13 protein-coding genes are annotated in these 13,267 nt (G+C 55.3%); 4 read left to right on the top strand and 9 right to left on the bottom strand.

The window, feature by feature from the left end; genetic code table 11:
* Window positions 1–199: 199 nt before the first annotated feature.
* The 7 genes from AACU55_RS15265 to gntK all read right to left on the bottom strand — a co-directional run bounded on the left by AACU55_RS15265 (window position 200) and on the right by gntK (window position 7,174).
* Window positions 200–877, bottom strand: coding sequence for a glycosyltransferase family 2 protein (locus tag AACU55_RS15265; protein ID WP_134705674.1), 678 nt, complete (start codon window positions 875–877; stop codon window positions 200–202).
* The gene (locus AACU55_RS15260) at window positions 874–1,443 is read right to left on the bottom strand and encodes a DedA family protein (protein ID WP_037035688.1); all 570 of its coding nucleotides are present in this window, start codon (window positions 1,441–1,443) and stop codon (window positions 874–876) included. Before AACU55_RS15260 ends, AACU55_RS15265 begins: the two co-directional genes overlap by 4 nt.
* Window positions 1,444–1,450: 7 nt before the next feature.
* Entirely contained in the window at window positions 1,451–2,611 is a 1,161-nt protein-coding gene (locus tag AACU55_RS15255; RefSeq protein ID WP_037035689.1) for a ceramide glucosyltransferase, read from the bottom strand.
* A gap of 192 nt (window positions 2,612–2,803) precedes the next feature.
* Window positions 2,804–3,442, bottom strand: coding sequence for a bifunctional 4-hydroxy-2-oxoglutarate aldolase/2-dehydro-3-deoxy-phosphogluconate aldolase (locus tag AACU55_RS15250; RefSeq protein WP_037035690.1), 639 nt, complete (start codon window positions 3,440–3,442; stop codon window positions 2,804–2,806).
* A 27-nt stretch (window positions 3,443–3,469) separates the two neighbouring features.
* A complete protein-coding gene (gene edd, locus AACU55_RS15245) occupies window positions 3,470–5,284 on the bottom strand; it encodes a phosphogluconate dehydratase (protein ID WP_037035691.1) in 1,815 nt (604 codons plus the stop codon).
* 16 nt (window positions 5,285–5,300) lie between these two features.
* Entirely contained in the window at window positions 5,301–6,638 is a 1,338-nt protein-coding gene (gntU, locus tag AACU55_RS15240; RefSeq protein ID WP_015689979.1) for a gluconate transporter, read from the bottom strand.
* Window positions 6,635–7,174 carry a gluconokinase gene (gene gntK, locus AACU55_RS15235; RefSeq protein ID WP_037035692.1) on the bottom strand — a complete coding sequence of 180 codons (540 nt, stop codon included), beginning with the start codon at window positions 7,172–7,174 and terminating at the stop codon, window positions 6,635–6,637. The genes gntU and gntK overlap by 4 nt, the downstream gene beginning before the upstream one ends.
* 497 nt (window positions 7,175–7,671) lie before the next feature.
* Between gntK and yahO the strand changes: the two genes are divergently transcribed.
* Window positions 7,672–7,950, top strand: a complete 279-nt coding sequence (gene yahO / locus AACU55_RS15230) for a DUF1471 family periplasmic protein YahO (RefSeq protein ID WP_134705673.1) — start codon at window positions 7,672–7,674, stop codon at window positions 7,948–7,950.
* A gap of 141 nt (window positions 7,951–8,091) precedes the next feature.
* Window positions 8,092–9,879, top strand: a complete 1,788-nt coding sequence (locus AACU55_RS15225; RefSeq protein ID WP_134705672.1) for a cation:proton antiporter — start codon at window positions 8,092–8,094, stop codon at window positions 9,877–9,879.
* Window positions 9,880–9,926: 47 nt separating this feature from the next.
* Here AACU55_RS15225 and AACU55_RS15220 read toward each other — a convergent pair whose 3' ends face one another.
* Window positions 9,927–10,358 (bottom strand): CopD family protein, encoded by a 432-nt coding sequence (locus tag AACU55_RS15220; protein ID WP_134705671.1) that lies wholly within the window; start codon window positions 10,356–10,358, stop codon window positions 9,927–9,929.
* 206 nt (window positions 10,359–10,564) lie between these two features.
* Here AACU55_RS15220 and AACU55_RS15215 point away from each other — a divergent pair, with 206 nt between their 5' ends.
* Together AACU55_RS15215 and AACU55_RS15210 are read left to right on the top strand one after the other, a co-directional pair.
* Window positions 10,565–11,152, top strand: coding sequence for a TetR/AcrR family transcriptional regulator (locus AACU55_RS15215; RefSeq protein ID WP_134705670.1), 588 nt, complete (start codon window positions 10,565–10,567; stop codon window positions 11,150–11,152).
* Window positions 11,149–12,075 (top strand): DMT family transporter, encoded by a 927-nt coding sequence (locus tag AACU55_RS15210; RefSeq protein ID WP_119261689.1) that lies wholly within the window; start codon window positions 11,149–11,151, stop codon window positions 12,073–12,075. The genes AACU55_RS15215 and AACU55_RS15210 overlap by 4 nt, the downstream gene beginning before the upstream one ends.
* Before the next feature lie 48 nt (window positions 12,076–12,123).
* Here AACU55_RS15210 and AACU55_RS15205 read toward each other — a convergent pair whose 3' ends face one another.
* On the bottom strand, window positions 12,124–13,182 hold the full coding sequence (locus AACU55_RS15205) for an NAD(P)-dependent alcohol dehydrogenase (protein ID WP_013575667.1): 1,059 nt from the start codon (window positions 13,180–13,182) through the stop codon (window positions 12,124–12,126).
* Window positions 13,183–13,267: the final 85 nt, after the last annotated feature.

Raw genomic sequence — 13,267 nt, 5'->3', positions numbered from 1 at the left:
TATCAAATTATTAATGATAATTGATATCAGTTGACTGAACGTCAGGGAAGAAATGGAGTATGAGGATTTGCAACAGAGTGCTGGAGAAATATGAATATGATGTAAAGCGTGGTTTATTTGTAACCAAATAAAAAATTCACTAAAAAATAGCCGCTGGCTGACAACAGTACAGAAAATGCTGACTGATATTCTGTCCTGTTCAGACCCGGCTTTTGCGCTTAAGACAGATAATTTGCCGCACGGATTCACACAAACTGATGGTACGGAATATATCGCGCATCATCGACACATCGGCCTTTAATCCGCGCAACCAGCCCATTTTAGCGGCTTTATACGGGCTGATAACGCCCTGCCAGCTAACGACCTGCACGCGCAATCCGGCGGCAATCCACTGCTGATTAATCCAGACTTCCAGCCCGAAATGCGGTAACCGGCGGATGGCTGCGAGATGCTGCGCGACTAACTCGCGCGCAAATACCCGTTCACCGGAAATATAATCCAGCCCGATAAACCGCCAGATCCACGGGCTGTTGCGCCTCAGGCTTATCGAGACCTCCGCCTGATGCGCCATCACCGGCCTGATAAGCGCGGTTATATCGTCATAACTCAGCCCGACAAGATCCGCATCCAGCATCAGCAGATGGCTGCCCGTTGCTGCGGCAATGCCTTCGGCAACGGCATAACTTTTACCGCGATTTTCAGGCAGGCTGATCACCCTGACGTTCTTGCCCTGCGCGATTTGTGCGGTGTTATCGGCGGAGCCGTCATCCACCACGATAATCTCCCGCAGTAAAGGATGGTTCTGCACCACATCCAGCACCCTGCCGATGCGGCTGCCCTCATTGTGTGCCGGAATAATGCAACTCACCGTGATCATTGTTTAGACTTAAGCCAGATAACACCGGTGACGGCCAGCAGGATGAACAAACCCAGGGATACCCAGGCTATCCAGTTGTTCACCTGTGCGATGATATCGCCGAACATCCAGCCGATACCCAGAAGAAACAGGCTCTTGGGAATAGCCGCGATGATGTTATAGAACAGAAAAGGCACCAGCGGCATGCGTGCCATGCCCGCGCCGGTCAGCACCAGTGCGCCAGCGGAATGAGTCAGTTTGGCCAGCACCAGCAAACGTCCGCCTTTGCGGTCAAAACTTTTCACCATTTTTTCCAGTCGCGGCTGGGTCAGCCCGAGACGGGCCAGCCAGGCGGGCGGTTGGCCGTCAGCTTTGATCACCCAGCGCCCGAGCGAGTAAAAAATAATATCCCCGAGCACTTCCCCGATCATCACCACGGTCAACATGGCGGACAAACTGAAATAGCCGAGACGGACGAAGTAGCCTGCAATCACCGTCACTACCGGCCCTTCAAGGATAGCCAGCGGCGTCATGATCAGCAGGCCGTGGGCTCTGATAAGCGTTTCGAGTGTTTCAAGAGAAAACATACTGTCCTTATTTCCCCGACGGCTGGCTGGCAGATGCGGGGTGTTTTTTATCTACGTGCCTTTCACCTAAAACAGTGCCCCGCCACGTAAAGCCGCGCCCGGTCCAGCACCATAACCACAAGGCGGGCAGCAGGATATCGCGGATGCACATTGCCAGAATATCTCTCAGCTGATGCGGCCAGCCGAGCGCTTTGGCCAGCACCCATTCACCGCCATACCACAGCACAAAAAGCACCGGCAGAGCAAACAGTGGCAAATCACCGCGGGCAGTCAGCCACAGCACCGCCGCCAGCACGGGCAAGAAACCAATGATAATTTCAGGCACAAACAGCCAGAAAAATCCGGCACGGCGGATACGCGCCCAGCGCAGTTGTCTGCTCCAGACCGCTTCCAGACTGCGATGCCCGATAGGCTGCGCAAAAGGCTGTGCAGGTAAACGGACTTTCAGCCCGGCGCGGCGCACCAGTTTGGTTGAGGCGACATCTTCCGCCAGCTCACTACCCAGCGCCGCCATTCCGCCGCCATTATCAAGCACCTCGCGCCGCCAGCACAACGTTTTCCCCTGCGCAAAGCCGTTACCGAGAAAATCCGACAAATACTGCCAGCGCGCCTGATGCGTGTTCAGCATGGCGGCTTCCACGGCACCCCAGAAATTCTCCGGGATCATCCCGACTGCCGGAGAACTCACCAGTCCGGTTTGACTGTCAAAGGTATTCATCAGTGAACGCAGATAATCCGGCGGTAACAACAGGTTGCTGTCTGCCATGGCCACCACACCTGCGGTGGTATGACTCCAGGCTTTATTAAGATTATTCACCTTCGGATTGGCGGATATTTTGTCATCGCCAGTCAGCAGGCGTGCAGGCTTATCAGGGAATTCAGCCATCAGCTTTTCCACCAGCGGGATCACCGGATCAAAGCGTGACGCCACGCAGAACACAATTTCGTAAGCGGGATAGTCCTGATAAAAACTGGAGCGCAGTGTTTCCTCTTCAAAGGCGTTATATCCGCACAAAGGCCTGACCAGCACGATAAATTCCGAGGTTTCATGCGCTTCATCGCGCAGGATACCGCGGCGCATTCGCCACCAGGCGATCAACAGAGAGGAAAACTGGAGGGTGATCAGTACACTGCCCAGTGCGGCGATCACTGCGGTGTTCAATACCATGACGATGCCCCTTCATTCAAAATATCTGCGATGAGAATTCCAGACTTCCGGCAGTCAAAACGCCATCCTACAGGCGTTACGTTAAGGAATTCTTAAAGGGCACTCGGGGCACTGCGGAAGAAATAAAGGAGTGAGTACGGGGCATCCGTACTCACGTGGGTTTTTATCGCTATTATTTCGAACGGCTAAAACCTATTTCGCCCCTGCCACAGCTTCGCGGGCAAGTGCAGTAATACGATCGTAATCACCGCTTTCCAGCGCATCGGCTGGCACCAGCCAGGATCCGCCGATGCACAGCACACTTTTCAGCGCCAGATAATCGCGGTAATTCGCCAGTGAAATCCCGCCTGTCGGGCAAAAACGCACCTGCGGGAACGGACCGCCAATCGCCTGCAATGCTTTCACGCCGCCGTTAGCTTCCGCCGGGAAGAATTTGAATTCGCGCAGACCGTGATCCAGACCCAGCATCAGTTCAGAAACGGTACTGATACCCGGGATCAGCGGAATGGAACCGGCGGTTGCGGCGGCAAGCAATTCTTCTGTCAGCCCCGGACTGATGGCAAACTGTGCGCCAGCGTCGGTGACATCTTGCAGTTGCTGCGCATTCAGCACTGTACCCGCGCCCAAAATCGCCTCCGGCACATCGCTGGCAATGGCACGAATGGCGTCCATGGCACAGGCGGTGCGCAACGTCACTTCCAGCACACGAACGCCACCGGCCACCAGCGCTTTCGCCAGCGGAACCGCCTGTTCCAGTTTATTGATAACGATGACCGGCACAACCGGCCCCGCCGTCAGAATGTGTTCTGCGCTTGTTTTCCAGTTTTTCATTCTTGTCTTCTCATCCGTTTCGATAAATTAAAAAGTAATGCAGCAGGCGCCCTGTTCCGCGCCGGAAAGCTGGCTGCGCAAGGCACTGAACAGCTCACGGCCACAACCGATATGTTCTGCGCTCAGATCAGGCTGACAGGCTTTTCGTTCAGCCAGTTCGGCAGCATCAACACGCAATTCGAGTTCGCCGGTTCGCCCGTTGACGCGAATAATGTCGCCGTCACGCACTTTTGCTAACATGCCGCCGCTGAAAGCCTCCGGCGTCACGTGGATAGCAGAAGGCACTTTGCCGGAAGCGCCGGACAAACGACCATCGGTGACCAGCGCGACACGGAATCCGCGATCCATTAATACGCCAAGCGGCGGCATCAGTTTATGCAGCTCAGGCATGCCATTGGCCTGCGGCCCCTGAAAACGCACCACCACCACACAATCGCGGTTCAGCTTACCGGCCTCGAATGCCGGAACAATGTCATGCTGGCTTTCAAATACCACCGCAGGGGCTTCGATAATCTGATTATCCGCAGGCACCGCCGAGGTTTTCATCACCGCACGCCCGAGATTACCCGACAACACTTTTGTGCCGCCGTGATGCTCAAACGGCTGTTGCACGCTGGCAATGACGTTTGTGTCGAGCGAATGCTCTGCGCCTTCGCGCCACGCCAGTTCGCCGTTTTCCAGCCACGGTTCCTGCGTGTAACGGTCTAATCCGAAACCAGCCACGGTGTTGACATCCTGATGTAACAGGCCGTTTTTCAGCAATTCGCGCACCACCAGTTGCACGCCGCCCGCCGCCTGAAACTGGTTGATATCCGCCGGGCCGTTCGGGTAAATACGACATAACGAAGGCACCGCATCGGACAACTCAGAGAAGTCATCCCAGTTGATGACAATGCCTGCCGCACGCGCCATAGCGACCATGTGCATGGTCAGATTGGTGGAACCGCCGGTGGCTAACAGCGCAACAATGCCGTTCACCACGGTTTTCTCATTCACCATCTGACCGAGCGGCTGATAATTGCCGGTGGTTTCGGCCAGACGGGTGACCTGACGTGCTGCCGAGTCGGTCAGTGCATCACGCAGCGCGCAATCCGGCGGCACAAACGATGCACCCGGCAGATGCAGCCCCATCACTTCCATCACCATCTGATTGGTGTTGGCAGTGCCGTAAAATGTACAGGTGCCGATGCCGTGATACGACGCGGCTTCCGCTTCCAGTAATGCCTGACGGTCCACTTTGCCTTCGGTATAAAGCTGACGGATACGCACTTTCTCTTTGTTCGGCAAACCGGTGCTCATCGGCCCGGCGGGCACAAATACCGCAGGGAGATGGCCGAATGACAGCGCCGCCATCACTAAGCCCGGCACGATTTTGTCGCAGATACCCAGATACAACGCCCCGTCGAACATGTTGTGTGAAAGGCCGATGGCCGCCGACATGGCAATCACGTCACGGCTCATCAGTGACAACTCCATGCCGTCCTGCCCTTGCGTGACACCGTCACACATTGCCGGTACGCCGCCCGCCACCTGCCCGACCGCACCCACCGATTTCAGTGCGTCTTTCAGGCGTTGCGGGTAATGCTCGTAGGGCTGATGCGCCGACAGCATGTCGTTGTAGGCGGTAATAATGGCGATATCGCTGCGCACCATATTTTTCAGGGAATTCTTTTCATCCGGCTGACAGGCGGCAAAGCCATGCGCCAGATTGCCACAGGCCAGTTGCGCACGGTGAACGGTTTGCGAACGGGCAGCATCCATACGCGCCAGATAGGCTTCACGGGTGGATGCGGAACGGTTGATGATCCGCTGCGTGACACGGGCCACGGTGTTGTTAATCATAATGTTGTCCCCTTTCTTAAAGCATCGTGAAAGCAATCATGCCGATGATCCCGCCAGTCGTGCCGAGCAGGGTTTCCATCACCGTCCAGGTTTTCAGCGTTTGCAGTTCGCTGGCACCGGTGAACTTGCCGAATAACCAGAAACCGGCATCATTTACGTGGCTGAGCACAATGGAACCGCCGGTAATGCAGATGGCGAGTGCGGCCAGCTGACCGCCGTTTAGCCCCATCTGATGGGTTACCGGCAATACCAGCCCGACAGTAGTCAGGCAGGCCACGGTGGCTGAACCCTGAATCACACGTACCACGGCTGACAGTGCAAAACAGGCCACGGCAATCGGTAATCCGGTGCCGATCATCGCGTCACCAATGGCCGGGCCGACGCCGGAATCCACCAGAATTTGTTTGAATACGCCACCCGCACCGGTCATCAGCAGGATGATCCCGGCGGGCTGAACGGCGGCTGAGCAGATGGCCAGCGTCTGTTCGTTGGTCATGCCGCGTGGTTTTGCCAGCCCGTAAATGACAATCAGGCAGGCAATCAGAATGGCGGTAAACGGATGGCCGATAAACTCCAGCCAGTCGTGCAATGGCGTACCCGCCGTGACAAAACGTGCGCCGATGGTTTTCATTCCCACCAATACCAGCGGACACAAAATCAGCGCCAGACTGAAACCGAAGGACGGCAGGTTATCTTTGTTGAGCGTCGGGGCATTTTCTTCAACAGGCATCGGCCAGCTGACATGACGGCTGATAAAATTGCCGTACAGCGGACCGGCGATCAGCATGCCGGCAATCGCGGCCACCAGACCGATGGCGATCATCCAGCCAAAATCGGCATTCATCTGCGACGCCAGCAGCATCGGGACCGGCCCCGGAAGCAGGAAACACGCCGCTGCCGCGACACCGGCAAATAACGGGATCGCCAGCCTGACGATGTTGCCGTCAGTACGGCGCGCCACCGCGAACACGATGCCAATCAGCAGCACAATCGCCACATCGAAAAACAGCGGCAAGGCGCAAACCAGCCCGGCAATCCCTAGAGCATAATGGGCTTTGTTTTTGCCAAAACGATTCAGTAAATGGGCCGCAATTTGGTCAAGTGCGCCGACTTCATGCAGAATCTTGCCGAACATCGCGCCCAGCGCCACCACAATCGCCAGAAAACCCAGCGTGCTGCCCATGCCTTTCTGCATGGTGTCGGCAATGGTATTGACCGGCATGCCGGAGAAAATCCCGGCGGCAATCGACACCAGCATCAGCGCGACGAACGCGTGCATACGCACTTTCATCACCAGGAAAAGCAGCAGCAACACGGAGCCCGCTGCAGTACCGACTAAAGTCACTGTATTCACGCGCAATGCTCCTGTTGCTGAAAACTACGGATGTGTTGCAGGGTCTCTGCAATCACCGCATCAAGCGGCTGATGAATGCCGATGGTGATCACGTCACTTTCTTCAGCGCCAGGTTGTTCGAGTGCTGCAAACTGTGAGATCAGCATCTGCGATTTAAAAAAGTGCCCTTTGCGTGCGGCCATGCGTTCTTCAATGACCGGGAATTCACCCTGTAAATAGATGAAAGACAGGTTGGCGTTACCTGCGCGCAGACGATCGCGGTAACGTTTTTTCAATGCCGAGCAGATGATGACCGACACACTATTGGTACGCTGCATGGCAAACGCGGCATCATTGAGGGCGGCCAGCCACGGCGCACGGTCGTCATCATTGAGGGCGTCCCCGGCGGCCATTTTCAGGATATTACTGCGGGGATGTAAGAAATCGCCGTCAAGAAAACCGGCGGAAAGCTGGTGTGCCACGGCGTTGGCGACGGCTGATTTTCCGCTGCCTGATACGCCCATAAACACATAAATTCGGTTCTGATCATTGTTCACGGCTGCGCTCCTCGACTGGTTAAAAAAACGCGAAAGACGGGTCAGTGGTTTTATTCGTTACGTCCACCCTGTTCATGTTTATCCGCAATGTTACCGGTAACATGTTATCGGTAACATTATCAGAGGCTTTTTCACCCGTGACAATCTGCCTGTGCAGGGGAAAAGCATAAATGTGATCTGCTTCAAAGTTAATTATTAGCAATGAAACATATTTCGGACGGGGGGTTAACAGATGGATAACATGCGCAGGCGAAACGAAAAATATGTGATTGCTATTACTGTGTACAAAACCTCCCGGCACAAAAGACTAAAAAACGCACCGGTTGCTTAATTTTTTCTTTCCGCCTTGTAATTATTGACTTCCTTGTCTATTACTAAATGGCAGTGATAACTCACTCTTTTAAACAGTGAGTTATTGATTAACAGGGTTTCACTAAATAAACAGCTTTCTATTACTTTCTTTCAATTTACTGGGCAATTTAAAATCTGAGGCTTACATGAAAATATCTAAAGCTCTGCTGGCAGTGGCTGTGATGGGTTGTGTCTCTTTCAGCACTTATTCTGCTGAATTAATGAAGAAAGTAGATTTTGAAAAAGTGGCTTCTGAGTATACCAAAGTCGGCTCTGTGACCACCTCAAATAAAACCTCGCAGTCCGGCGCCATTGAAGATCTTTCTAAGAAAGCCGATAAAAAAGGCGGCGATGTGTTTGTATTAACCTCCGGTAATACCAACAATAAAATTCACGGTACTGCTGACGTTTATAAGAAAAAATAAGTATTTTGTTTTCTGCACAATAAGCAATAAAAAGAAGCCTGCAAATTTGCGGGCTTTTTAATGGACGATTATGCTGATAACAGTGTCTTGTTTCCGGCTGTCCGCCGGACTTTTGCTTCCTCTTAATGAAAGGGAAATATTATGCTGCTGTCGGCTCCGCTGATGCTGGTTATTATCGGGCTGGGATCGTTACTCGCTCAGTGGCTGGCCTGGTTGCTGAAAATCCCCGCCATTCTGCCTTTGCTGCTGCTCGGCGTGGTGCTCGGACCGGTGACGCACCTCGTTATGCCCGATGTCCTGTTTGGCGAGTTACTGTTTCCGCTGGTATCGATATCAGTGGCGATCATTTTGTTCGAAGGCGCGCTGACGCTCAGACTTGATGAAGTCCGCGGTCTCGGCGGCGTGGTTCGCAATCTGGTGACGACAGGCATGCTGGTCACTTTCGCGGTTATCAGCCTCGCCTGCTGGTGGCTGCTCGGGTTTGAGCCGGAACTGGCCGCGCTGGTCGGTGCGGTAACCGTGGTGACCGGCCCGACGGTGATTGCGCCGTTAATGCGCGTGGTACGCCCGAACGCAGCGATTAATCAGGTTCTGCGCTGGGAAGGGATTGTGATTGACCCGGTGGGCGCGATTTTCACGCTGCTGGTATTCGAATTTATCACCCTGCGCCAGCACGCTGAATCACTGATGCATCTGCTCTGGACGCTCGGCGAGACCCTGGCTGTCGGTCTGGTGCTCGGCCCGGTGTTTGGTTATGTGCTCGGCGTGGCCCTGCGCCGCGTGTGGATCCCCGCCTATCTGCAAAACCTTGGCGTACTGGCGGTCATGCTGACGGCTTTTGGTCTGTCCAACGCCATTGCCGATGAATCGGGCATGCTGACCGTCACCGTGATGGGCATCTGGCTGGCGAATATGCGCGATGTGGATACCACCGACATTCTGGCGTTTAAAGAGGAACTGTCGGCAATCCTGATTTCCGCGCTGTTTATTATTCTGGCCGCCCGGCTGGATATTGAGGCGCTGATTGCCATGGGCTGGCCGCTGATTGTTTTGCTGCTGGTGGTACAATTTGTGGCTCGCCCGCTGTGTATTGCCGTGTCGACCTGGCGGTCATCACTGCACTGGCGCGACCGGCTGTTACTGTGCTGGATAGCGCCGCGCGGCATCGTCGCCGCCGCCGTCAGTTCCCTGTTCGCCCTCACCCTGCAACGCATGAATTACCCGCAGGCCGACAAACTGGTGACCGTGGTATTTGCGGTGATTATCGGCACCGTGGTGCTGCAAAGCCTGACCAGCCGGGCGATTGCGCGCGGGTTACGCGTTCAGCAAAAAGCCCCGCGTGGCGTGCTGATCATTGGTGCGAACGGCGTGGCCAGAATGCTGGCAAAAGTGCTGATGAAACAGGATATTCCGGTGCGGCTCACCGACAGTAGCTGGGAATATTACCGGCAGGCGCGGATGGACGGCATTCCGGCGTATTACGGTAACGCCTGGTCTGAACATGCGGAAAATTACCTGGATCTGAGCAGCACCGCGCAGGTACTGGCACTGTCACCGAACCGCCATCAGAACGCGCTGGCGGTATACCATTTCAGCCATATTTTTGGCCGGGAAAAGGTGTTTGCCGTGCGTTCAGGTGCGGCGCCCAAAGGCGGACGCTCCAGGGAAAGCAGCCGTTTTCAGCGCCACGAAGTGCTGTTCAGCACCGAAGCGACCTATTCAAAACTCAGTTCTTTGATTGCCAGAGGCGCGGTGATTAAGGCCACGCAACTGAATGAAAGTTTTGGCTGGATTGATTATCTGGAGAAGAACAGTGGCGTGCTGCCGCTGTTTGCCGTGCGCGAAAACCATTCGCTGACAATTTTGAAGGAAGGCAATATTCCGCCGGTGCCCTGCACCCTGATTGCGCTGGTGAACGGCGAGTCATAAGAAAATCCACGCTTTCACGTGGATTGAGTTTTGCGGGAAACCGGATGTCAGAAAGGCCTGATTATCGCCAAAATACCAATGAGGATCACACCGACAATAATCACCGCGCTGGCGTTGCGCACCAGCGCGAAATCTTTCACCGGCTGACCGGTGGCGCGACGACGTAAATCGCCGGAAAGCAGCCCGTGCAGCGCGGAGAGAACCAGCACCACCACCATTTTTATCAGCAGCCAGGCATGGGGGAATTTGCCATAACTGACGATCATCACGATGCCCGCCACCCACAGCAGGATCATCGCCGGGCTGGTGACACTGCGCGTCCATTTGCGCACGGTTTCCAGTAACAACGTCTGCCCTGCACTTCCCGCAGTACCGGATGTCCGCGAACAGGCCATCGACACCAGCGCCATCGCCAGCATGCCGCCAATCCACAATACGCCCGCAATCACGTGCAAGGCGTTGAGCCATTCATGAAGCATTTTTATCCCTCCGGAAGTTAACAATAATTCTGCCTGCCGCAGATGACCTCAACCTGCTGTCTCTCCACAACTTTTAGCGGATTATGGCGGTTTCCCACACGAAAGGCACGGTTAAGTCGTCACTTTTTCTTATTCTCAGCCGGTGTTTACATTGAGTAGGTAGACTGGTATACCTACCAGCAAGATGAACAACACGAGTAAAAAAGATGTCCACCACAGACTCCTCTCCTGAAAGCGCCCGCGACCGGCTTCTCGGTGCCGCCCGGGTTCTGTTTTATAACAACGGCATTGCTGCGACCGGGATTGACGCAATCATCAAACGTGCCGGTGTCGCCAAAAAAAGCCTCTACAACAATTTCGAATCCAAGGCCGAACTGGTCGCAACGTACATTGAAATACGTCATGACGAATGGCTGGAGCTGTACGCCCGGCGTGTTGAAAAAGCCAAAACACCGAAAGAAAAAGTGCTCGCCGTGTTTCAGGCGTATGACGATCACGCTGAATTTGCCTATGAGCACGGCTTTCGTGGCTGCGGGTTACTGAATGCCGCCGCCGAACTGCCCGCCGGAGCGCCCGGCAGGCAGGCCGTGCGCGGGCATAAAGAACATGTTGAAGCTATCGTGACCACGCATCTTCTCGAACTGTTCCCCACTGACGAGGCCAAAGCCCATCTGATGGCGCGGCATTTTTCATTTTTACTGGAAGGCGCGATTTCGCGTGCAGGTCTGGAAGGCAACGGTCAATGTGTCCGTCAGGCGATGGACATGGCGACCTCAATGATGGAGGCGCCATGACGATAACGCCTCGTGAACGCATGACGGGCGTACTCGCCGTGGTATTTGCTTCCGTTCTGTGGGGATCGACCGGCACGGCGGCGACATTTGCGCCCGACGTCAGCCCGCTGGCGATCGGCGCAGTGGCCATGGGGCTGGGCGGATTGTTGCAGGCGCTGATTTCCGCCAGAAGGATAGTCACCAGCCGGGTAACTCTGGTGAACAACGCACGCATGTTATTTACCGGCGCACTGGCGGTCGCGGTTTATCCGCTGGCGTTTTACGCCTCGATGCACCTGGCGGGCGTCACGGTCGGTACCGTGATTTCCCTCGGTTCTGCGCCGCTGTTATCCGCACTGATTGAATATTATCTCGACGGACAACGTCTCACCCGCCGCTGGATGACCGGCGCCGCCATTGGCGTGGCGGGTATGGTGTTACTTTGCGTCGGTGAAAGTGGCAGTCACTCCACCGCCGGTCAGGGCGACCACGCGATAGCCGGTGTGGTACTCGGGCTGATTGCCGGACTGACCTACGCGCTTTATGCCTGGGCGGCGCGTCATTTAATGCAGCGCGGCGTCCCTTCCCGCGCGGCAATGGGCGCCACGTTCGGGCTGGGCGGTTTACTGCTGATGCCGGTGCTGTGGGTGACCGGCGCGCCCCTTCTGGCGTCATGGAATAACGCCGCGGTCGGCGCGTACATGGCGCTTATCCCGATGTTTGTCGGTTATGTCTGTTTTGGTTATGCCCTGGCACGCATTCCGGCCAGCATGGCCACCACCATCACCCTGCTGGAACCGGCGGTCGCCGCCGTGCTGGCGGTGGTAATTGTGGGCGAACGCCTGCCGCCGCTGGGCTGGACAGGTATCGGGCTGGTGGTTGCCTGCCTGATTTTTATCACCGTGCCGCTGAAAAGACGCGCAACCTTACCGGTTTCTGCCTGAAAAAATGGCTCCCGCAGGAGCCACTTTTGTCTTCATTGCTGCGACAGATTACACCGCCGCAGGCGCGGTCAGGGAAGCCATATCAATCACAAAACGATAGCGCACATCGGCTTTTTCCATACGCTCAAACGCTTCGTTAATTTCATCCATGCGGATCATTTCACAATCCGGCAGAATGTTTTTCTCAGCACAGAAATCGAGCATTTCCTGCGTTTCACGGATGCCGCCGATTGGCGAACCGGCCACGCGACGACGGCCTAACAACAGCGGTACGGTGTTGAATTCTTCCATCGGCCCGACCTGCCCGACCAGCACCAGCGTACCGTCCACATCCAGCAACGGCAGGTACGGCGTGACGTCATGTTTGACCGGCACGGTATCGATGATCAAATCAAAATGATCGTGTGCCTGCGCCATCGCGTCGCTGTCGGCGCTGACCAGCAGACGGCTTGCACCTAATTCCAGCGCATCGGCTTCTTTGGCATTTGAACGGCTCACCACCGTAACATCTGCACCCAGACCGACCGCCAGTTTGACCGCCATATGGCCCAGACCGCCCAGACCAATCACGCCCACACGGCTGCCCGGCCCGACGTTCCAGGTTTTCAGCGGCGACCAGGTGGTGATACCGGCGCACAGCAGCGGCGCGGCTTTGGAGAGATCCAACCCTTCCGGCATACGCAGACAAAACTCCTCGCGCACCACTAAATGCTTGGAGTATCCGCCCTGCGTCGGCTCTTTGGTGAAACGATCATAACCGGCGTAAGTCCCGGTGTTACCTTCGCGGCACAACTGTTCTTCACCTTTTTTACACTGATCGCATTCCTGACAACTGTCTACCATGCAACCGACGGCAACATGATCGCCTGGTTTGTAGCGGGTGACGCCTTTACCGATACTGGTGACACGTCCGACGATTTCATGGCCGGGAACAATCGGATAATAGCTCCAGCCCCAGTCATTTCTTGCGGTATGTAAATCGGAATGGCAAACGCCGCAATACAGAATTTCCATTGCGACATCGTTATCACGCAGGCCGCGGCGTTCAAACGTAAACGGCGCCAGCGGTTTTTTAGGATCGTAAGCAGCAAATCCAACAGTTTTCATCAGTAAACTCCTGAGTCGTTAATGACCCGTTAACTATAGAATTTACCGCTGAAGTCACAAGCCACAGTCCTCCTGAATCCTTGCC

Origin of the sequence: Rahnella sp. CJA17(1/100) (assembly GCF_963881615.1) — a bacterium.
Classification (GTDB): domain Bacteria; phylum Pseudomonadota; class Gammaproteobacteria; order Enterobacterales; family Enterobacteriaceae; genus Rahnella; species Rahnella aceris.
The sequence above is the reverse complement of the archived record's forward strand: the minus strand, read 5'-3'. Positions and strand labels throughout refer to the sequence as shown.